At 63.1% G+C, this 21,342-nt stretch carries 18 protein-coding genes; 5 read left to right on the top strand and 13 right to left on the bottom strand.

Annotated features, from left to right (window positions below; genetic code table 11):
* Positions 1 to 40: 40 nt before the first annotated feature.
* Positions 41 to 709: a DUF421 domain-containing protein gene (locus tag AC3Z8Y_RS12240; RefSeq protein WP_490085997.1), complete on the top strand. Its 669-nt coding sequence runs from the start codon at positions 41 to 43 to the stop codon at positions 707 to 709.
* Positions 706 to 1,386 carry a DUF421 domain-containing protein gene (locus AC3Z8Y_RS12235; RefSeq protein WP_490085996.1) on the top strand — a complete coding sequence of 227 codons (681 nt, stop codon included), beginning with the start codon at positions 706 to 708 and terminating at the stop codon, positions 1,384 to 1,386. The genes AC3Z8Y_RS12240 and AC3Z8Y_RS12235 overlap by 4 nt, the downstream gene beginning before the upstream one ends.
* Here AC3Z8Y_RS12235 and AC3Z8Y_RS12230 read toward each other — a convergent pair.
* Positions 1,376 to 3,001, bottom strand: a complete 1,626-nt coding sequence (locus AC3Z8Y_RS12230; protein ID WP_490085995.1) for a methyl-accepting chemotaxis protein — start codon at positions 2,999 to 3,001, stop codon at positions 1,376 to 1,378. The genes AC3Z8Y_RS12235 and AC3Z8Y_RS12230 overlap by 11 nt on opposite strands.
* Before the next feature lie 184 nt (positions 3,002 to 3,185).
* Positions 3,186 to 3,587, bottom strand: a complete 402-nt coding sequence (locus AC3Z8Y_RS12225) for a YybH family protein (RefSeq protein WP_490085994.1) — start codon at positions 3,585 to 3,587, stop codon at positions 3,186 to 3,188.
* 265 nt (positions 3,588 to 3,852) lie between these two features.
* Between AC3Z8Y_RS12225 and AC3Z8Y_RS12220 the strand changes: the two genes are divergently transcribed.
* Both AC3Z8Y_RS12220 and AC3Z8Y_RS12215 read left to right on the top strand, forming a co-directional pair.
* The gene (locus AC3Z8Y_RS12220; RefSeq protein ID WP_490085993.1) at positions 3,853 to 4,626 is read left to right on the top strand and encodes an ABC transporter ATP-binding protein; all 774 of its coding nucleotides are present in this window, start codon (positions 3,853 to 3,855) and stop codon (positions 4,624 to 4,626) included.
* Positions 4,627 to 4,791: 165 nt separating this feature from the next.
* Positions 4,792 to 5,952 carry a (R)-mandelonitrile lyase gene (locus AC3Z8Y_RS12215; protein WP_490085992.1) on the top strand — a complete coding sequence of 387 codons (1,161 nt, stop codon included), beginning with the start codon at positions 4,792 to 4,794 and terminating at the stop codon, positions 5,950 to 5,952.
* 15 nt (positions 5,953 to 5,967) lie between these two features.
* On the opposite strand, the gene AC3Z8Y_RS12210 is transcribed toward AC3Z8Y_RS12215, so the two are convergent.
* Complete coding sequence (locus AC3Z8Y_RS12210) at positions 5,968 to 6,648, bottom strand: GNAT family N-acetyltransferase (protein ID WP_490085991.1); 681 nt, start codon at positions 6,646 to 6,648, stop codon at positions 5,968 to 5,970.
* A 99-nt stretch (positions 6,649 to 6,747) separates the two neighbouring features.
* Positions 6,748 to 7,839, bottom strand: a complete 1,092-nt coding sequence (locus AC3Z8Y_RS12205) for an NADH:flavin oxidoreductase/NADH oxidase (protein WP_490085990.1) — start codon at positions 7,837 to 7,839, stop codon at positions 6,748 to 6,750.
* A gap of 85 nt (positions 7,840 to 7,924) precedes the next feature.
* Between AC3Z8Y_RS12205 and AC3Z8Y_RS12200 the strand changes: the two genes are divergently transcribed.
* Positions 7,925 to 8,227, top strand: coding sequence for an ArsR/SmtB family transcription factor (locus AC3Z8Y_RS12200; RefSeq protein ID WP_490085989.1), 303 nt, complete (start codon positions 7,925 to 7,927; stop codon positions 8,225 to 8,227).
* Between the two features lie 5 nt (positions 8,228 to 8,232).
* On the opposite strand, the gene AC3Z8Y_RS12195 is transcribed toward AC3Z8Y_RS12200, so the two are convergent.
* From AC3Z8Y_RS12195 to AC3Z8Y_RS12155, 9 genes are all read right to left on the bottom strand, one after another.
* Positions 8,233 to 8,961 (bottom strand): UTRA domain-containing protein, encoded by a 729-nt coding sequence (locus AC3Z8Y_RS12195; protein WP_490085988.1) that lies wholly within the window; start codon positions 8,959 to 8,961, stop codon positions 8,233 to 8,235.
* On the bottom strand, positions 8,958 to 9,551 hold the full coding sequence (gene pnuC, locus AC3Z8Y_RS12190; protein ID WP_490085987.1) for a nicotinamide riboside transporter PnuC: 594 nt from the start codon (positions 9,549 to 9,551) through the stop codon (positions 8,958 to 8,960). The genes AC3Z8Y_RS12195 and pnuC overlap by 4 nt, the downstream gene beginning before the upstream one ends.
* 11 nt (positions 9,552 to 9,562) lie before the next feature.
* Positions 9,563 to 11,719: a TonB-dependent siderophore receptor gene (locus tag AC3Z8Y_RS12185; RefSeq protein WP_490085986.1), complete on the bottom strand. Its 2,157-nt coding sequence runs from the start codon at positions 11,717 to 11,719 to the stop codon at positions 9,563 to 9,565.
* A gap of 100 nt (positions 11,720 to 11,819) precedes the next feature.
* Positions 11,820 to 12,707: a sulfurtransferase gene (locus AC3Z8Y_RS12180; protein ID WP_490085985.1), complete on the bottom strand. Its 888-nt coding sequence runs from the start codon at positions 12,705 to 12,707 to the stop codon at positions 11,820 to 11,822.
* On the bottom strand, positions 12,704 to 13,846 hold the full coding sequence (locus AC3Z8Y_RS12175; RefSeq protein WP_490085984.1) for a phosphotransferase enzyme family protein: 1,143 nt from the start codon (positions 13,844 to 13,846) through the stop codon (positions 12,704 to 12,706). The genes AC3Z8Y_RS12180 and AC3Z8Y_RS12175 overlap by 4 nt, the downstream gene beginning before the upstream one ends.
* Positions 13,843 to 14,763, bottom strand: coding sequence for an ABC transporter substrate-binding protein (locus AC3Z8Y_RS12170; protein WP_490085983.1), 921 nt, complete (start codon positions 14,761 to 14,763; stop codon positions 13,843 to 13,845). The genes AC3Z8Y_RS12175 and AC3Z8Y_RS12170 overlap by 4 nt, the downstream gene beginning before the upstream one ends.
* Positions 14,764 to 14,847: 84 nt before the next feature.
* A complete protein-coding gene (locus AC3Z8Y_RS12165) occupies positions 14,848 to 18,273 on the bottom strand; it encodes a response regulator (RefSeq protein ID WP_490085982.1) in 3,426 nt (1,141 codons plus the stop codon).
* Between the two features lie 245 nt (positions 18,274 to 18,518).
* Positions 18,519 to 20,081: a DHA2 family efflux MFS transporter permease subunit gene (locus tag AC3Z8Y_RS12160; RefSeq protein ID WP_490085981.1), complete on the bottom strand. Its 1,563-nt coding sequence runs from the start codon at positions 20,079 to 20,081 to the stop codon at positions 18,519 to 18,521.
* Positions 20,078 to 21,196, bottom strand: coding sequence for an HlyD family secretion protein (locus AC3Z8Y_RS12155; RefSeq protein ID WP_490085980.1), 1,119 nt, complete (start codon positions 21,194 to 21,196; stop codon positions 20,078 to 20,080). The genes AC3Z8Y_RS12160 and AC3Z8Y_RS12155 overlap by 4 nt, the downstream gene beginning before the upstream one ends.
* Positions 21,197 to 21,342 lie beyond the last annotated feature (146 nt).

Below are 21,342 nucleotides of genomic sequence, written 5' to 3'. Positions count from 1 at the left end.
CAGCTCATACACTCCAGATACGTACTGGAGGCAATGGACCGTGGAGTGGCATAGGTTTTTGTTCGGTGAGGCCAGCCCGTGGATGTTGCTCGAGATCTGCGGCCGAGCGGCGGTGTTGTACTGGATGCTGATGTACTGCATGCGCCTGCTTGGCCGCAGGGTGGTCTCGCAGTACACGCTGTTTGAGCTGTCGATCGTGGTCACCCTGGCTGGCGCGGTCGGCATCCCCTTGCAAGCCCAGGAACGCGGCCTGCTGCCGCCGCTGGTAATCATCGCGGTACTGATCTCCATCCAGCGGGCCGTGGTTGCGCTAAGCATGAAGAATGCACGGGTTGCCAGGGCGGTGTCGGGTGGCCCCGACCTGGTCGTGAGCCAAGGGGCGCTGGTGCTGCCCGCTCTTAAGCAGGCGGGCTTGTCCCGGGAAAAGCTGTATGCCCTGTTGCGCGACTTCCAGGTGCAGCACCTGGGGCAGGTGAGCCGAGCCTGGCTGGAGCCCTCCGGCAAGCTGACCCTGGTGCGTGCCGACCAGCCAGAGCCCGGCCTGTGCATCCTGCCAAGTATCGATGAAGTACTGCGGCGCGAGGCGGCCGTGGAACACACCCGATGCTGTTCATCCTGCGGCTATCGCCAGGATGACAACCCACCCGCTGTTTGCCCACGCTGTAGCGCCAGGGAATGGGAGCCGGCCGCGCAGGTACTTACCCAATGAGCGCCGATGCGGCCGCGACCCTGCATCGCCTGTTGGTAGGCAACGCGCCCTGGTTGTTCCTGCTGGAGGTAGTGGGCCGGGCACTGGTGGTGTACGTCGCGCTGTTCATCGTGATGCGGCTGCTGGGCAAACGCATGGCCGCGCAGCTGAGCATCTCGGAGCTGACCGTAATGCTCACCCTCGGCGCCGCCATCGGCGCACCGCTGCAAACGCCCAGTCAAGGCGTGCTGCCCGCAGTCGTATTGCTAGTGTGTGCCTTGGTGTTCCAGCGCGGACTATCCACGGCCTCGTTCAGATGGCGCGCCGTCGAGGTGCGGGTGCAGGGGGATGTCACACTGTTGCTGGCCGACGGCCGTTTGCTGATGGACGAACTCAACAAGGCCGGCCTCAGCCTGGACCGGGTGCATTCCGAACTGCGCGCTCAAGGTGTGGAGCAGCTGGGCCAACTGCGCCGGGTGTACCTTGAGTCTACCGGCCGTTTTACCTTGTTGCGGTACGTGCAGCCCAGGCCTGGGCTGTCGTTGCTGCCGCCGTTGCCCGATGCCCAGCCGCCAGCGCAAACCGAGCTACTGGCCTGTAACCGCTGCGGCTATACGGCCACCGCGGACGTGGAAGGCTGGCCGGCCTGCGGCCAGTGCGGTAATGAGCACTGGGAGCCGGCACAAACTACACCTTGAAATGCCCCACCATCTCGTTCAGTTCGGCCGCAAGGCGCGACAGTTCGTGACTGGCAGCGCTGGTCTGGTTGGCGCCGGCAGCAGACTGCAGCGACAGGTCGCGGATGTTCACCAGATTGCGATCTACCTCCCGCGCTACCTGGGCTTGCTCTTCGGCGGCGCTGGCGATTACCAGGTTGCGCTCGGAGATCTCGCTGATGCTGCGTGTAATTTCCTCCAGGGCCGTGCCAGCGCTGCGGGCCGCTTCCAACGTGAGGCGGGCGCGTTCGCTGCTGGTGTGCATGGACGCAACCGCCTGGCCGCTGCCATGTTGAATGCCACTGACCATGGCTTCGATCTCGCGGGTGGATTCCTGAGTGCGGTGTGCCAATGCGCGTACTTCATCGGCTACCACCGCAAACCCGCGTCCGGCTTCACCTGCACGGGCCGCTTCAATGGCAGCGTTCAGGGCCAGCAGGTTGGTTTGTTCGGCAATGGCGCGAATCACATCCAGCACCTTGCCAATGTCCCGGGTGCGCTCGGCCAGCTCACGAAGCTGCTCGGAAGTGGCCTCCACGTCCTGGTTCATCTGCACAATAGCCTCGACCGTCTGGCTCACCCGTTGTTGGCCGTCCACGGCGGCACCGCTGGATTGTTGCGAAGCGGTGGAGGTAGATACCGCATTGGTGGCGACTTCTTCGACCGCCGCAGTCATTTCATTCACGGCGGTGGCGGCCTGCTCGATTTCGTCGTTCTGCTGCTGCAGCCCGCGCGAGCCTTCTTCAGTCACGGCGTTGAGTTCTTCGGCGGCAGAGGCCAGCTGTGTCGCCGACCCGCTGATGCGTGAAAGGGTACCGCGCAGGTTGTCCTGCATCTGGGCCAGCGCGGCCTGCAAGCGTGAAACTTCGTCGCGGCCTTCTGGCCTGATGGCTTGGGTGAGGTCGCCCGCGGCAACTTTTTCTGCCAACGCCACGGCACCCTGCAACGGGCGCACGATGCTGCGAGTAAGCACAAGGGCAAGCACGATGGTCAGCGCGAAGGCGGCGGCAAGCATCAACGACACCAGCAAACGCGCGGCTTCGTATTTGCCTTGCGATATTTCAACGGCCTGGTCCCCGTTTCGCTGGTTGAGGTCGGTCAGCTGTTTCAGCACTGGAGTGATCTGGTCAGAAACGGTTTTGAGCTCACCGGAGATCAATGGCGCGATTTCGCTTTCGCGGCCCGCCAGTGAAGCCTGGCGCAAGCGATCCAGTGCCGCAATGTATTGCCCATGCAGCTGTTTGAGTTTGTCGAAGTCTTGCTGTTCTTCACCTGCGACCACCAGCGCGGCGTACTTGTCGATCAGCCGTTGGCCTTGGGCGGTCAGTTCGCTGATGCGGGTGCTGGATCTTTCCACGTCAGCCTTGGCGCGGTTAACCAGCACAAAGTACGACATGGTGCGGTAGCGGCCTACGGTGTCGGTGAGGTCGCCGAGCAGGCGTGTCGAAGCCAGCGAGTTGTCCGCCAGCTCATGTGTGTTGTCGTTGAGCTGCGACATGGAACGCAGGCTGAGCAGGCCAAGCACGGCCATGAACAATGCGATGGTGGCAAACCCGAAGGCAGCCCGGGGCGCGATCCCGATTTTACGAAGCGACATGCGGCACACTCCAGAAGTAGGCATGAAGCGGTATCGGCCAATCATTGCCAGGCTAGATGGCGCCCTGAGATAGCTTTCGGTGCGAGCGTGGCCCCGGGTGTTGGAAGTGCCGTCGCAGAGCGGGTGGCTCCAACTGGGCCGCGCCTGCCGTTCGTCTGCGGGGGGCCGCGCTTGCGGCTAGCCATTACGCCACAGGCATCGCCGACAGGTGCTCGTGGCAGGCCAGCCAAGGGCCTTGGGGGGCAAGCTGGCGGAACACGATGGTTTCGCGCTCCAGCGACTCCACCTCTTCACCCCCCACGCTCAGCCGAGTGGCGACTTCGTGCATGAATATCGCAACGTCGCCTTGAACGCTCACGCGGGGCTCGCGGGATTCGCAGCTCAACACACGAAAACCGTCCTGCTGCCAGCTGTCCCACAACGCGCGATAGGCCGCGCGGCTTTCCAGCACGCCGGGGGTGGTGTGGAACAGGAAGGTAGCGTCCTCGCTGAACGCCGCAAAATACGCCTCGGTGTCGTTACCGCCAAACGCTTCGACCAATTGCCGGGCGGCCGTCAACACCTGTTGTTCAATGCTCGTTTCCATGGGCTTCTCTTGTTGTTTGCACGCAAGCGGCCGATTCTGCGCAGGGCAGCGAAGCGATGGAATCGCGTGGGCGAAATAATCAGTTCAGGCGTTTGGAAAGTGAACGGTGATCGCGGCAGGAAGTATCCACGTCAGCATGAAGCTATCAATACCGGCCCTGAAAGCTGACCTGAATTCCATCCTGCCTGGAAAAACTTTCCTTGAGCCAACACCGCCTTCCCCTCTAAGGTCTGTGTCCCGACAGTTTCCGTGACGCGAGCCTTAGATGATCGACTTCCACAACGTCACCGCCTTTCAGCAGCAGACCCGCGTGCTGGATGGCTTTTCCTTGCACATTGGCGCTGGAGAAAAAGTGGCCATTCTTGGCCCCAACGGCGCGGGCAAGAGCACGTTGCTCAAGCTGATCACCCGGGAGCTGTACCCGCTGGACAGGGAAGGCAGCCACCTGAAGCTGTTCGGCAGCCAGAACGTGAACCTGTGGGACCTGCGCAGCCGGCTGGGCTTCGTGTCCCAGGACCTGCAGGACGATTACACCCCGCACACGCCAGCGCTGGATGTGGTGACCTCGGGCTTCTTCGGCGCCATCGGCGCCCATGGGCACCTTCAGGCAAGCGAGGCGCAGCGTGATCAGGCGCGGGCGTTGCTGGCCACGGTGGAGATGGCCGGGCACGAATCCACCATGTTCCAACGGCTGTCTACCGGGCAGAAGCGTAGGCTGCTGCTGGCGCGGGCACTGGTTCATCAACCGCGCGCACTGATCCTCGACGAGCCGGCCAATGGCCTGGACATGGGTGCCAGCCTAGGCATGCTCAACCTGCTTCGGCGCTTCTGCGGGCCGGAACATGCAATGATCATCACCACCCATCACCTGGACGAGATCATCCCGGAAATCGAACGGGTGGTGCTGTTGGCCAAGGGGCAAATCGTGGCGGACGGCCCGAAGGCCGAGGTGCTTACCAGTGCACGGCTCTCCGAGCTTTACCAGATCGACCTGCGTGTGAGCGAGCAGGACGGCTGGTACCGCTGCTGGCACGCCTGAGGGCGGTTCACCGCCCCCAAAGGCTGCGGCAGACGCCATGCCTTGATGAGCACTGCTCATAAGTCCATGTTGATCTAGCGGTCTAGTCCCCTCCAAGTCTCTCACCTAGCCTGTGCTCATTGAATGGGTAACGCCCGTTTTCCTTTCAGGCCAGGAGCACGCTAGATGAAGCCACTGATTGCCCCACTCATGGCGCTTTCGCTGATGACCGCAGAGGCCTCGGGCCGGGACGCTGCAAGCATTCGTATCTCTGCTGCGGGTTCGCAACCCCCGGTGCGGGGCTCGCAGGACTATTTTACCGGCACGGTGCAGGTAGACGGCCCCTTCAAGGCGGATGAGCCGGCGCGCGTAAGCGGCGCCACGGTCACCTTCGAACCTGGCGCGCGTACGGCGTGGCATACCCACCCGCTGGGGCAAACACTGATCGTCACCGCGGGTATCGGCTACGTACAGCAAGCGGGCAGCGCTCGCCAGGAGATCCGCCCCGGGGACGTGGTGTGGATTCCGCCTCACGTGCGCCATTGGCACGGCGCCACGCCCACCAGTGGAATGACCCACATTGCCATTGCCGAAGCCGAGGAAGGCAGCGTGGTGACCTGGGCCGAGCAGGTGACCGAGGCGCAATACCTTGGCGAGGGTGTGGCACCGAAAGTGGCGCCAGGGCGCTTGCCGGACGCACCCGTAGCGCAAACCCTTTCAGCGCGGCAGCAAGCAATTCCCCTGATCGCCGCCAGCATGGCAGTCGGTGATCTAGCAAGGTTGAACATGGCATTGAACCAGGGGCTGGATGCCGGGCTGAGCGTGAGCGAGGCTCGGGAGGTGCTGGTGCAACTGTATGCCTACGTAGGTTTCCCACGCAGCCTCAACGCCCTCGGAGAGATGATGAAGGTCATAGAAGCTCGCCAGCAGCGAGGCGTGCACGATGAACCGGGGCGCGAGCCGGGCCGAGGTATGCCTACGGGTGAGGCTTTGCTGGCAGCGGGCACGGCCAACCAGACCACGATCTCCGGCAGCCCGGTGAAGGGCCCGTTATTTGAGTTTGCACCGGTGATTAACCGGTTCCTTCAGGCTCACCTGTTCGGCGACATCTTCGAGCGGGACAACCTCGACTGGCGCAGCCGCGAGCTGGCCACGGTGGGCGCGCTGGCTGCGACGCCGGGCGTTGAATCGCAGTTGCGCGCGCACATGAGCGCCAGCCTGCGAGTAGGCCTGAGCGAGGCGCAGTTGCACGAAGTTACACAGCTGCTGGGCGAGGCAGGTGATGCAGCGGCGGCACAGCGGGCAAGCACGGCATTGGCGCAAGCATTGGCCACCACCGGGGCATGAGAGCACCGATCGACGCTATTGCGGCCCAGCCTCCACATGTTGCTTTACCTGACGCTCCAGCTGATCAAGCCGGTAATCCCTTTGCTTTTCGGCATCCGCCATGGCCCTGCGGCCATGCTGTTTGAGCAAATAGGCATGAATCTGCTGCACCTCGAGCGTTCGGTAAAGCGGCGCCACATCCAGCCGCTTAACATGCCCCTCAGTACGCACCGGGTGGGTATTGACCACCACCTGCGGCCCACTGGTACCTACAGCGTACCAGCCTTGGGCCTTGAACCAGCTTAAAGTGGACACCAGGCAGGCAGCTTCGGTGTGTGGGTAGCGCTGCACCACGGCACTTATCAACGCTCGGCCGATGCCCTTGCGGCGATGCCCTGAATCAACAGCCAGATAGAGCAGGGTGCAGGCATCGGGCGCGCCTGTGGCCGGTAGTAACAGGGCAAAGCCCAGCACCTGGTCGGGGCTCTGCGCATCGAGCGCCAGCAGCAACTCGACTTGCAGATCGGTGCCTGCGTCCATCGCTTGCAGGTAGTGATGCACCTCAAGACCCAGGCCATATTGATACAGGGGATACAGCGGGTTACTGGGGACCATCGCCACGCTGCCAAGGGTGGTGAGGTTATCGATCGCCAACTGTTGTACCTGGCTGGCGAAAGATTCCGGAGGAGGGGTTACGAGGTGGCTAATGCTGAACATGGGGCTCGGGCGCAAGAAAGGACGCGCAATCATACCGCGAATGCGAACGAGACAAGCGCCAGGCGAACCTGGCGCGGGTGGTACACCTGAAGGTATTACTTAGCGATAGCGCTCCAGCCAGTGGGCGTAAGGCGCAGGGAGTGTCCACGAGGCGTTGTCCACGCCCAGTTCCTTGGCGGCGAAATAGGCCCAATGGGGGTCGGCAAGGTGTGCGCGGCCGATGGACACCAGATCCAGCTGGCCCGCTTTGACTGCTTCTTCGGCCAGTTGCGGCGCGCCGAAGCCCCAGGCCGACGTCACTGGCAAGCCAGCCTCGCGACGTACACGTTCAGCCACCGGGCCCATGAAGGCCGGGCCCCACGGGATGTTGGTGTCGGGGATGGTGAAGCCGACGCTAACGCTCAGCAGGTCGAGCCCGCCGGCCTTGAAGCGGCGAGCCAGTTCGATCGACTCTTCGAGGGTTTGCTCGTCGCGGCCGTCGTACTCGATCACGCCGAAACGGGCAGTGAGCGGCAGGTTTTCCGGCCACACCTCACGAACGGCGGCGAGGGTTTCCAGCAGGAACCGGCTGCGGTTCTCGAAGCTGCCGCCGTAGGCGTCGGTGCGCTGGTTGGAGTGTTCGGAGAAGAAGCTCTGGCCCAGGTACCCGTGGGCGAAGTGCAGTTCGATCCACTCAAAGCCAACATCACGGGCGCGGCGGGCAGCGTCGACGAAATCCTGTTTCACGCGGGCGATGTCTTCGAGGGTCATCGCGCGAGGTACTTTTGGCAGGTTGGCACCGAACGCGATGGCCGACGGCGCGATGGTTTCCCACGCACGAGGGTCGGAAGCGGCCATGTGATCGTCGCCTTCCCACGGGCGGTTGGCGCTTGCCTTGCGGCCGGCGTGGGCGATCTGAATCCCCGGCACCGAGCCTGCGGCCTTGATCGCCTGCACGGCCGGCACGAAGGCCTGGGCCTGTTCATCGTTCCAGATGCCTGCACAGCCGGGGGTGATCCGGCCTTCCGGCGCGACCGCCGTGGCTTCCACCACCACCAGGCCTGCACCGCCGCGGGCCATGCTGGCCAGGTGCACGTGGTGCCATTCGTTGATTACGCCGTCCTCGGCACTGTATTGGCACATCGGCGGAATAGCGATTCGGTTGCGCAGCGTAACGTCCTTGAGGGAGTAGGGTTCGAACAGCGTTGCCATGCAGTGACTCCTGAGTCGTTGGTGCGATTGTTCGATAGTATTCGAAATATGGCGTTAATTGAAGCCCCTCGGTATCATCGGCGCCATGAGACCTTACAAACACCCGGAACCCGAAACCTTCGTCCTCGAGCGCGTGCTGTACGCCTTAAGTGACCCCGTGCGCATGGAAATCGTTCGCTGCCTGTCGGTCGTGGCGCAGGCTTCGTGCGGTGAACTGGATGGCGGCCGGCCCAAATCCAGTGTGTCTCATCACTTTCGCGTGCTGCGTGAGGCGGGGCTGGTGCACACCCGCAATGTGGGCACCACCCATATGAATTCGCTCAGGAGCGAAGAGATGGAAGCCCGGTTTCCCGGGCTGCTGAAGGCTATTCTCGGGCAACCGGCCTAAGGGCTTCAGCTCTGGGCGGGGCCCACTTCCAGGCGTATTTCCACCGCGTCCGGCCGCCAGTATTCGCGATCGTATTCCACCGCTGTGCCGTTGGCGTCGCGGCACAAACGTTCGAGCATCAGGCCACCGGAGCCGCTTGCCAGTTGCAGCAGCTGGCCCTGTGCCTCATCGAGCAGGCACGGTTTGAGGGTGATTTCACTACGGGCCTGTACCCGCTGGTAACGGTGGCGAAGCGTTTCGGTGAGTGAACTGCCCAACGGCATATCGAGCAATCCTGGGCACCAGGCTTCTGTCAGCACGTTGGTTTCCAACAACACAGGGCGACCATCCACCCAGCGTCGCCGCTCCAGGTGATAGACCCAGGCGCCGGCGTCCAGCCCCATGCGCGCCGCCAGCCCAGGCTCGGCCTGGCGACGGTCGGCCAGCAGGCTTTCAGTGCGTGGTTCACGGCCCTGGGCGCTGACGTAATCCATGAAGCCGGTCACCCGCGTGGGGTCATAGGCTATGGGCGCGGGCGAGACGAACCAGCCCCGGCGATGGCCCCGGTAGATCACCCCCTCGGCCTCCAGCCGCTGCAGCGCCTGGCGCAGCGTTACCCGCGTGCAGCCGAAGCGCTCGGCCAGTTCGCGCTCCGTAGGAAAACGCTCGCCAGCGAGCAGGCGGCCGGCACCGAGGTCGGCGGCAAGCGCGTGATGAATGCGCAGGTATTGCGCGTTGGCGGGTTTGATGGTCATGGCAGGGCTTGCGCCGGTTGGGTAGCGCTTGGGTGGGCGGCAAGGTCTTGCTGCCACGCCCGCAAGCCATACACCGCGAGCACGATGAAACCAGCGTAGAGCGCGGCGGTGAGCGGCAGATCCTTATGGTAATACAGCCCGGTGTATACCGCGTCCAAGGCGATCCACAGCCACCAGTTGGCTACGTATTTGCGCGCTGCCCAATAGCTGGCCACCAGGCTGTACGCGGTGAGGGTGGCGTCCAGCCAGGGCACCTCGGCGTCGGTAAAGTGCGCCATGCCCGCGCCCAGCGCCAGCGCAATCACCCCGCCAATGGCAAGGCTTGCCAGTGCGGTGGACGCCGGCAACCGGTCTACATGCACACGGCCTTCATCCACCTGCCCCGAGCGCCAGCGCCACCAACCATAGCCCTGCATGAACACGAAGACCATCTGCAGCAGCATGTCCGAGTACAGCTTCACGTCATAGAAGATCCACACGTACAGCAACACCGCGATCACGTTCACCGGCCAGCACCACGGCGTGCGCCGAGCCGTAAGCCATACGCCGAGCACGTTGACCACCACTGCGAGTATTTCGAGGTTGGACATGTCCGTTTTCCTTAAAAATTGACCGTGGCGGACAAGCGCGCAGTACGCGGCGCGCCGGGGAACAGGTAGCCGTCACCCATGTATTCGCCAACGTCGCGCCAGTATGCCTTGTTGAACAGGTTGTCCACGCTCAGCCTGAACACAGTTTCATAGCCGTCGATATGCGTGGTAAAGCGGCTGCCTGCGTTGAACACGGCATAATCGCCGACCTTCACCGTACCGGCGCGGTTTGCATATTTGCTGCCGCTGTATTGCACACCGCCCAGCAAGGCCAGGCCTTCGATGCCCGGCACGCTGTAATCCCCGTAGAAGCTTGCGCGAACTTTGGGTACGTTGATCGCCTGGTGGCCATCGTAGGCATCAGTGCCGCTGCCGCTTACGCGGGCGCGGATCGCCGCCACGCTGGCGGTCAGTTGCAGCTGCTCGGTGGCGCGCCCGCTGGCTGTCAGTTCCACACCGGTATTTTTCTGCTCGCCCTGCTGCACGAAGGTGAGTGTGCCGTCGCTGTTGGCCTGGGAATACTGGTAGCCCTGGTGCATCTGGAATACCGCCGCAGTCAGGCTCAAACGCTGCCAGTCCTGCTTCACGCCCAGTTCCACCTGGCGTGACACGGTCGGTGCGAGGGTTTCGCCCGCATTGGTGGTGTACCAATCGGCCTCGCGGCCCAGCGAGAGGCCCTTGCTGTAGCGGGCATAGAAGGAGGTATTGGCCCAGGGCTGATAGATCACCGCCAGGTTGGGGAGCAATTTCCACTCACGGGTATGGCGAGTGGTATCGCCGTCGCTGTTGAAGGTTTTCTCGTCGAGCAGCACTTCACGCCCGCCGAGCGCCAGTTGCCAATGCTCGCCGAAGTGAACGCGGTCATTCACCGAGAAGCCATACTGGCGACTGTCCAGGTGTCGATAGCTGGGGCCCAGGCTCCCGCTGTACGGGCTCACGCTGACGGCGCCGGTGTACAGGTTGCCGCTGCCTACCCATTCGTTGATTTCTTCATGGCTGTCCAGGGTGCGCCGCTGGGCGCTGAGGCCCAGTTCCAGCTCGTGGAGCAGGCTGCCAGTGTTGAAGCGGCCGGAAAGTGACGCTTGGGCTTCGTCGATCCGCCGGGTGTCGTTGGGGCTGCGGAAGTCGTAAATGTCGTAATCGCCCTCGCGGCTGAAGTAATTGGGCACCGCATCGTTCGCACAGCTGGCCGCCCCGTAGCAGCCCCATGGGAAGGCGCTGTAGTCGTCGATCACCACTTGGCTATGGGCCAGGCCAAAACGCGCGGTCCAGTCATCGCTCAGCAGGTAGGTATAGCGGCCGTTGGCGTTGAGCGAGTCCATGCGAACAGGCTTCGCCCAGCCTTGATCAGCCAGCAGGTCGTGGGGGTTTACGCCATGGGGAACGTCGGTACCGCCCAGTAGTTGATAGCCGGGAACCGAACGCTGCTCCTGGGCCTGATATTCAACGTCCAGTTGCAAGGTGGAACGCGGGTCGATGGCCCAATCCACGGCCAGCGAGGCGAAATCCCGTTCGCCATCGGCATGGTCAACGTAAGAACGCAGATCCTCATGAGCCAGGTTGGCGCGTACCCCGAACTGCTGCTCGGCGCCGAACCAACTGCTCACGTCTACCGCCAGGGAGCGTTCGCCGTCCTGGTTGGTGGCAACGGTGACCGAGCGCACGTCACGCGGCCGCTTGGTCACGTAATTGATGATGCCACCCGGATCGCTCACGCCACTCTGCAGGCCGGCCAGGCCCTTGAGCACCTCGACCTGCTCCTTGTTTTCAAGGGCGACGTTCTGCTCACCGGCGATGGTGAAGCCGTTCACCTTGTAGCTGCTGGCCGCGTTCAGCGAGAACCCCCTCAGCACAAAGTTTTCGTAGTAGCCCACTGGCGCATAACTTTGGCCGGCAGCGGCGTCGTTACGCAGTACGTCACTGAGCAGGCGGGCGTGCTGGTCTTGCAGAAGCCGGGTATTGAACACCGACACGGAGGCTGGAGTGTCTAGCAGTGCCGCGTCATCGCCGCCCGCCACCGAGGCAGTGGGTGCCTGGTAACCATCTGCCGCGTCGCCGACCACCGTCACGGTGCCAAGCGTGGTGGAATCGTCTGCCGCCACGCCGGCCGAGGCCAGGGCGATACCGGTCAACAGCAAACGGGCCGGGAAGGGTAGGTGATGCAACATCAAGGCAGCTCCATGATCAAGTCGTTCCGGTGCGCGCGCGCCTGCCCCGTTTGCAGGGGCGAGCGAGGGTGCGGAGTGTACGCGTGCCTGTGGCAGGCAGTCAGGCCGGAGCTGCTCCGGTGGACATTGGCAAGGCGGGGTTGGCACTCCATTGCTGGAGGGAGCCGTCGTACAGGGCAACGTTGTCGCGCCCTAAAAGCGTAAGTGCCACTGCGGTGGCGGCAGCGGAAATGCCCCCGCCGCAGTACAAAACGAGCCGAGCGTTGTCAGCCAGCAAGGCTTCACCCAGCGCAGCTCGCAATGCGGCGGCCGGCTGATAACGGTGGTCGGCCTGGTAGAGGTCACGGGCCGGGCGATTGAGGCTGCCGGGGATGTGCCCGCGGCGGGCATAGCGCGTGATTGCACTACCATCGAATACCCCCGACGACAGCGCGCACAGCAGCTGGCCCGGCGCACGGCCCTGGCTGATGTCCAGCACTTCCTCCTGGCTAGCCCAGGCTCGTGGGTCAGGCTGTACGGGCGGTGCCTCGGAGGCCGGTACGCTATCTACTGGCCCACTGTGCAGGGGCAGGCCGGCATGCCGCCATAGCGGCAAACCGCCGTCGAGGATAAATGCAGGGAGGCCGACGCTGCGCAACATCCACCACAACCGCGCCGCCCAGAAACCATCGGCACTGTCGTACAGCACCAGTGTGCTGTGCGGGCCTACGCCTAGCCGCTTCAGCTGCTCGGCAAACGCCTCTGCGGCAGGCATGGCGAAGCTGTAGCCGGCGTCAGGATCACTCAGCGCCTCGAGTAGGTCGGCATGGAGTGCGCCAGGTAGATGGGCCTGTTCCCACCCCTCATAGCCGCTGCGCGTGCGATAGTCGCCATCGAAGCGGGGCGCTTGAAGGTCCACGGTTGCATCGAGAATGACCAGGCCAGGGGCGCCCATGCGCGCGTAAAGCTCGGCCGCGCTGATCAACAGGTCAGGAGTGCCTTGGGTCATTGCCAGTCTCCGCGGCGCAGGTGCAAGTGGGCCAATAGCCGTTGACCTTCTGCGGCAAACCAGTGCGCGTGGCGCAACAGGTAACCCTCCCAGGCCACATCTGCGTTGCTGCGATCGTTAAGTACGCCTTCGAAATACGCGACCTCGGACAGTGCAAAATCCACATGCACCATCGGCAGCAGTGTAATGAGCGCATCTATTGAAGCGGCGGTCAGTGGCCGCGACCGGGCGTAGCCGGCGAGCAACCGGTCAACCGTGGCGAGATCGGCCTGCACCGTTATGCCCTGATCAAGCCCGAGCCATGGAATAGCGTTACGCTCCAGGGCAGTCGCCAGATCGTAGAGGGCGAACGTGCGGTCGCACAGGCCAAAGTCCAATACGCTCGCCACCTCGTGTGCCCCGGGGCTTTCGGCCCACAGCAGGTTGGAGGCATGCCAGTCGTTATGCGTCCACAAGGGCGGCTGTGCCTGAAGGTGTTCACGCGCGGCCTGCTGCAAGGGCAACAGCGCGGCCAATTCACGGTGCCAGTCACGGCTGGCGAGGTAGCGCGCCAGCCCCGGCAGGCAGCTGGCCTGGGCTTCGACAGTGCCCAACGGGTCTGCGCTGCCCAGCCAGCAGGGCCGGCTCACCAACATGCTGGCGGTCCGCTCTTCACCTTCATAACCTTCCGCGGCCCGGTGCAACTGCGCCAGCGCATAACCCGCAGCCTCGGCATGGGCGGGATGCTGGAACGGCTCCCAGGATTGGGCGTCGCGATAGCGATCGCCACCTTGGGCACGGGCGTGGATTTCATACGTCCAGCCGTGGCGCTCGATAGCGCTGTGCTGGTTTGTGGCGCGTTGAACCTGAGGTGTCGGGCACCCGTGTTGCCGGAGGTGAGCGATGAACCGGTGCTCTTCCTCCAGCCCGGCTACCGTCCGTACGCTGGGGTGGTGGCGCTTGATGAACCACTCGCCGGTATCCGTGGTGGCCAACGCCGCAGCCGAGAACGGCCGCGGGCTATGCCAATGAAGTGCCTGAAGCTCGCCCAGCTGAGGGAAGTCAAGCAATACCTCTTTTACCTGAGCTTCGGCGAGCATCGGCCAGGCGGGTGCAACGAGCTCTCCCGCCATGCCGTGGCTGTGCACCACTTGGCTCATGGCTGCGGCTCCGCCAGGAAGTCATTGGTAAAGGCATCGGCCCATACGGCCGCATTGCCGAGAATCCCATGCTGATGTAGCCACAGCGCGTAGGGCTCGATCAGCGCCTGCCGTTGTTCTCCCCAGCGGCCTTCATGCAGCCAGGTAGGCGCAACGTGGGCCAGCGATTGTTCGATCAACCGCGCCGGGAAGTACGGAATCACCCGTTCGTAAGCGGCCAACCCCCGCAGCGGTTGCTCGGCCACGGCCCTGAAACCACGCTCGGTAGCGGCCAGGAACGCGCGCAGCGCCTCAGGGTTGCGCTCAATCCATTGCTCTTGGGCGCCAAGCTGATAACTGTGATAGCGCGGGGCTCCCCATTGGCTCACCGGCCACACCTGCCGCCGCTCGGCGAGGATGGGGCTGTCCATCAGCGCTTCCCAGGCCCAATAACCGCCAAAGCTTGCATCCGCCACACCGGCGGCGAGTTCCTCGGGGCGCAGCTCGCGGGTGCCAGCATCCACGATTATCAGCGCGTCCGGGTCGCCGCCGTCCTGGCGCACAAGGTGGCGGACCATCGCCAGGCCCCGTGGGGTAGGGTTCATGGCCAAGCGTTTGCCCATCAGGTCCTGCGGCCGCTCGATGGCGAAATCGGTGAGGGTCTGGATGGCTTCCAATCCGTCATGGTTGATTGCCGCTACACCTATGAGCGGTTGCCCTTGATCGCGCCGTACCAGCAGGCGATTGCTGGGGAACACTGCCAGGTCCACCTGGCCCTCCAGCAGATACTGCAGGCTGTCGCCGCGCTCGGGGTCCGGTACCCGAAGTTCCACGTCCAGGCCCGCCTCGGCATACCAGCCGCGCTCCCGGGCGACGTAGAAACCCGCCGAATTAGGCCAGGGGTGGAAATATTCCAGCATGATTTTCAGCGAAGACATCGAACGGCAGCCTTGCGTAGCTCGTGAAGTGCTGCCTTTATACGGTGCCTCTTGGTATATACCAAAGACTGAAAATGACTATGCTTAAGCCTTTGCGCTCTTCTGGCCGAGCTGCTCGCGTACCCGTTCCAGCAGGGCCGCGTACGCAAAGGGTTTGGGCAGCGTTGGCCATTCCAGCTCCAGCTCCGCGTAGCCGGTTATCACCAGCACGGCAACCTGGTTCGCAACCGACCGCACTTTGTTTGCCAGCTCTGAACCGTTCATGCCTGGCATCTTGAAGTCGGTGATCAGTAGGTCGGGCGACAGGCCTTGGCGCACGAGCTCGAAGGCGCGTTCACCGGAGTCGGCTTCGTGGATGATGTAACCCTCATCGCCCAACATTTCGGCGACCGTCATACGCACCAACGCTTCGTCGTCCACTACCAGTATCGTGGCTTTTCCAGCAGCCCCTTCGGTGCCTAGTGCTGCGGGGGCCTGGACCGCTGCCGGCGCCTCGCTTGCCGCAAGCAGCACGCGAACCTGTGTGCCCTGGCCCGGTTGGCTTTCAATCAGCAACTGCCCCCCCAGTTGCGCTACCACGCCGTGCACCATGGATAAACCCAGCCCGGTACCCTTGGCGCCCTTGGTGGTGAAAAACGGCTCGATGGCCCTGGCCAGCGTCTGTTCGTCCATCCCTGCGCCGTTATCACTGATCAGGATCTGCAGGTAATCATCACTGCCAGGAAGGGTGTTCACTTGCTGTGGCAGTTGGACTTCCGACAGCGTTATGGACAGCGTGCCGCCGTTAGGCATGGCGTCCCGGGCGTTGAGGCACAGGTTGAGCAGCGCCAGTTCCATCTGGTTGGCGTCGGCCAGGGCAAGCCGGCTGGGCGAGCCAAGGCTGAACTCGAGCGCGATATCCTGCTCGATCGAGCGCTTGAGCAAGTCCTGCATGCCGAGGATCAGCTGCTTGAGATCGACCGGGCGCACGTCCAGGTTTTGTTTGCGCGCAAAGGCAAGCAACCGGCTGACCAACACCTTGGCCCGCTCGGCCGATTCCAGCCCCGCCGAGGCGATCCGCACGGCGCGATCATCATCGTTGAAGCGCCGCTTGAGCATTTCCAGGCTGGCGAAGATCGGCGTGAGGAGGTTGTTGAAGTCGTGCGCCACACCGCCGGTGAGCTGCCCGATGGTTTCGGTTTTCTGCATCTGGTGAAACTGCACCACCAGTGCCTCGCGCTCGCGGCTGGCTTTGTCGTGCAGCGCCTGTTCACGTCGGTGCGCTTCCACGCGCTGCTGGCCCAGGCGTATCGCACCATCGATGCGCGCTCTCAGCTCGCGGGCGTTGAACGGTTTCACCAGGTAGTCGTCGGCGCCCGCCTTCAGCCCCTCCACGCGCGCTTCTTCGCCAGCGCGCGCCGACAGCAGGATAAACACCACATTGCTCAAGGCCGGATCGTTGCGCACGGCCTGCAGCAAGGCAAAGCCATCCAGGCCGGGCATCATTACATCGCTGAGGATCAGGTCAGGCACCCGGGCCCTGGCGGCTTCCAGCGCCTTGAGCCCGTTGTCGACCGCTTCGATCTCGTAGGACGCACCACCCAGGATGCTCGCGATATAGCCGCGCATGTCGGCGTTGTCGTCTGCCAGCAGTATCCGCGGGCGTGATGCATCGGCATTGGGCGCAGCAGGCGCATGCTGTTCGCCGGGGCTGGCGTCAGGTAGCCAGCGAAGGGCTTCTTCCACATAGGCTTGTGCCCGAATGCCGGTGGACGACAAGCTGGGCTCTGCGCCTATCCGCTCCGAAGGAAGGTGGCTTGAACCCAGCGCAATTCTTACGGTGAAGGTAGAGCCCACCCCGATGGCGCTTTCCAGCCCAAGGGTGCCACCGTGCAGCTTGACCAGCTCATCGACCAAAGCCAGGCCGATTCCAGTGCCTTCGAAGGTTCGGCCAACCTGGTGTTCGATCCGATGAAAGCGCTTGAACACCAGAGGCTGGTCTTCGGCGGCAATGCCCACGCCGGTGTCGCGCACGGTGAGCACCGCCGAGCCTGCCATGGAGGTAACGCTCACATGGATCGCGCCGCTCAGCGTGTATTTGAACGCGTTGGACAGCAGGTTCAGGGTGATCTTTTCCCACATCTCCTGATCGATGAAGGCCGGTACCGGCACAGCGGGAATGCTGATGTGCAGGTCGATACCCGCGCGCTCGCACGCTGACTCGAAATTGCTCACAAGCTCGGCGGTGAAAGCGCCCAGGTCGACCTCCCGGAACGTTGCCCCGGCGCGGCCGGATTCCAGCCTGGCGAAATCCAGCAGGGAATTGACCAGCTTCAACAGCCGCAACGCGCTGCGGTGAGCAAGGGTCAAGCGCTCCAATTGGTGGGGCGGCAGGTCTTCAGGGTGAAGCAGGGCATCTTCAAGTGGGCCCAGCATCAACGTGAGAGGGGTACGGAACTCATGGCTGACGTTGGAGAAGAACGTCGTCTTGGCCTTGTCCAGGGCCGCCAGGGCTTCGGCCCGCTCACGTTCCTCCTCGTAGAACCGCGCATTCGCGTAGCCCGCGCTCAGCGTAACGGTCAGCAGCGAATAGAGGTCTTCGTACGCCTTGGTGAGCGGTAACCGTGCGCTGGCACCGGCCAGCACGACGGCGACCGGCAATGCATCGCCCGGTACCCACAGCGGGAGCAGGAAACCGTTGTCCGGTACCTGGTCATAAGGCCCACAGGTGGTGCCAGTAAACATGGGGAAAAGGTCAGAGACCGGGCACGGGTGCGTCGAGCCCATGGCCGCCGAGACGGCAAAGGGCTGCAGGGTGTCAGGTAATAGCTGAGCCGGCAGGCCGTGGCCCGGGCCGACGCCATTGTGTGCAACCAGGCTATAACCGCTGCCTTCGGTGTTCAGTTGGTAGAACGCCAGAAAAGGCAGATCGAACGCATAAGGCTGCAACGCCGCGAGCGATGCGTTGGGGATCAGCGCGGTGGCGCGGATATCTGCCAAGGCCGCATGAAGCTCCCGCAAAGCGCGCGTTCGGCGTTCGCTAAGCATGGTCGGGGTGGTTTCGGTCACCGGGTGGAACAGGCCCCCGATGCCACCGGTTTCGTCCCGTATCGGGCTGGTGGAAAAGGTGAAAAACGTTTCTTCCAGGTACCCATTGCGCGACAGGAACATGCGCTGGTTTTCCAAGTACGAGGTGTTGCCCGCCAAGGCGTTGGCGAACGGCTGGCCGATTGCAGGCCAGGCAGAGGCCCAGGTCACGGTATAGGGTTCGCCCAATGCCTGCGGGTGCGACGCGCCGCAGATCGCCCGGTATCCGTCGTTGTAGATCTGGATGTGCTCGGGCCCCCACATGATATTGATGGGGAAATTGGACGCCAGGCAAAGGCTCACTGTGGTCTTCAGGCTTTGTGGCCAGGAGTCGATCGGGCCGAGCGGCGTGGCGGACCAGTCCTTGCCTCGGATCAGGCCACACATTTCGCCCTCTCCGACAAGAAAGTCAGACGCAGCGCGGTACTCGACAGTCTTGTTCATCAGCGACTCTATCCAGGTACATAAAACAGTTATTCGAAGGCTTGTTGCCTGTGGTGTAGGCCACAACAGCGGGGGCAAGGTTCGCTCGATTTCAGCTGGCCAGGCCCGTAACAGGCACGGGAACACGCGGGCAAGGGGGGGGTTGGCCCTGAAAAGGACGGGAGCATAACACCGGGGCTTGTGACAGAGCTTGCGCAAGGTTGAAAGAGGAACGGGGCGGGCTGCTGCCAACTAAAGGAGCCCGGTCAGTGGGCGTCGGCGGAAGGCTGCTTCGGCGGCTGCACCTTACGCATTAAAGGCACAAGCACAATGGCGATCAAGAAGCACACCATGATCATCAGAAACGCATCCGCAAAGGTGAGCGTTTGCGCTTCCCGCCACGTTATCGCCCATAGCTGGCGCAGTGCGAAGTCACTGGCATCCAGAGGGTTGAACCCCAGGGCCTGCGCTTGAACGGTCAACTGATCAAGCCAGCGGTTCATCGACTCGTTGCGGACATTGAGGTGCTCGGCCAGGCGTAGAAAATGCAGGTTGGTACGATCGTTGAGCACCGTGGCGCAGGCAGCAATCCCGAGCGCGCCGCCCAGGTTGCGCATCAGGTTGAACAGGCCGGAAGCGAATTTCAGCCGGTCCGGGGCAAGCGCTCCCAGCGTGAGCGTTACTACCGGTGGAACGGCGAGCTGCTGAGCAAACCCTCGAATGGCCTGGGGCAGCAAAAGCTCTTTGGCGCCCCAGTCGTGTGTGATGGGCGAGAAATCCCACATGGACAGCGCAAACAGCGCCAGCCCGAGCATGAGAATCCAGCGCAGGTCGATACGATTGGCCAGCAGGGCATACACCGGTATCGCCAGTAACTGGAAAACCCCTGTGGAAAACACCGCCAGCCCGATATCCAGTGAGCCGTAGCCGCGTACGCGGCCCAGGAACAACGGCGTGAGATAAATCGTGGCGAAAATACCAATCCCGGTAACAAACGAAAACAGGCAGCCCAAGGCGAAGTTGCGGTCACGCAAAGCGCGCATATCGACAATCGGCGCGCTGATCACCAGGCAACGCCAGATGAACAGGCAGCCGCTGATGGCGCTGACCCAGCCCGTAACAGCGATGGTGCTGTCGCTGAACCAGTTCCAGCGGGGGCCTTCTTCCAGGGTGTATTCCAGGCAGCCCAGAAACATTGCCATCAATCCCATGCCCAGATAGTCGGCGCCCTTGAGCAAACCTGGCTCGGGCTGATCGACCCTTACCAGCAAAGGCACCGTGAGGGTGACGAACAGACCCGGCACCAGGTTGATGTAAAACAGCCAGTGCCATGAGGAGATGTCAGTGATCCAGCCTCCCACCGCTGGGCCCAGCGTGGGCGCCAGCGAGGCAATGGCGCCGATGGTAGAGGCGGCGATCACTCGCTGTTTGCCGGTGAAATACATGAATGCCGTTGTGAACACCAACGGGATCATCGAACCACCGAGGAACCCCTGCAGTGCCCGGAATGCGATCATGCTCTGGATGTTCCACGCCAGCGCGCACAACAGGCTGGTCAGGGTGAAACCCGCCGCCGAGACGGCAAATAGCCAACGCGTGCTCATCACCCGCGACAGCCAGCCAGACATGGGGATTACTATGATCTCTGCTATGAGATAGGCGGTCTGCACCCAGGCTGTGTCATCGGCACCCGCGGACAGGCCGCCACCGATGTCCTTGAGCGAGGCTGAAACGATCTGGATGTCGAGGAGGGCAATGAACATCCCCACGCACATGCTCGCGAATGCGGCAACTTTCTTCCCGGTGCTCAGAGGCGCCGGGGCAGTCATCGCTGGGTGGCCAATGGGTTAGCCTCGGGTACTTCGGCTGGATGGGTGTCGACGCGCGCTTCCACCGACAGCCCAGGGCGCAAGGCGCCGAATATCGCGTCCCGGCTGTCCAGCCGGACCCTCACGGGTACCCGCTGGACGATCTTGGTGAAGTTGCCGGTGGCGTTCTCTGGAGGCAATACGCTGAACTGGGCGCCGGTGGCAGGCGCCAGACTTTCAAGGTGGCCGTGGAACTCGCGGCCGGGAAGGATATCGGCGCGGATACTCACTGGCTGGCCAACGTGCATCTGTGCGAGCTGGTCTTCCTTGAAGTTCGCGTCAACCCACAGGCCCTGCGCGGGCACCACGGATACAAGCTGGCTACCCGGCGCCGCATACGCGCCAAGCCGGGCACGGCGGTTGCCGACATAGCCGTCCACCGGTGCGCGCAGCTCGGTATAGCCAAGGTTGAGTTGCGCCTGATCCCGCTCCGCCTGGGCTTGCTGCATGGCCGCTCGCGCCAGGCCTCGCTGGCTTTCTATCACGTCCAGTTGACGCCTTGCCGCTAACAGTCCCGCTTCGGCACGGGCGTTGTCGGCGCGCGCGGTCTTCCAGGTGGCCTCCACGCGCTGAGCGTTTTCCACGGACACCGCCTGGGTACGTACCAGGTTCTGGTAGCGGGTGTGATCATTTCCCGCGCGCTGCGTTTCGGCGGCGCTCGCGTCAAGCTGCGCCAAGGCTTGGCGAATGAAGGCCTGCTGCAATTGCTCGGTGGCATCGAGGTTGACCAAGGTAGCCTGCTGGGCAGCGACAGCCCCGTCGGCCTTGGCCAGGGCAGTGCGATAGTCCCGCACATCAATGCGCACCAGCAGGTCGCCAGCCTTCACAAACTGGTTATCACTCACCGCGACCTCGCTGATATAGCCCGCAACCTTGGCGCTGATCACCGTGACCTCGGCACCGACATAGGCGTCGTCGGTGCCCTCGACAAAGCGCGCGCTCAGCCACCAGTGCGCGGTGTACCCGACAATGACAATTCCCACGGCAAGCAGCCCCAGCCGCAGGACCTTGTTGCGCGTGGCACGGGTGATGGGGGTATCCGGCTGCTGTACGGCAGCGGTGACTTTGGCGTCCATGACGTAGAAACCTCACCCGGTGTCCGAGCGCGTCGGGATGAATGGTGCTCGTAATATTACAGGCTTAATCCAATAAAGGAAGTTACGCGATTCTTGCCTTCAAGCGCTCATGGGTCCCATCGAGCAACCGCTTTACGATCGTTAGG

Source organism: Pseudomonas sp. 3MAES_34.3B (assembly GCF_058145875.1).
Note: the sequence above shows the minus strand (reverse complement) of the source record. Positions and strands in the feature narration are given on the sequence as shown.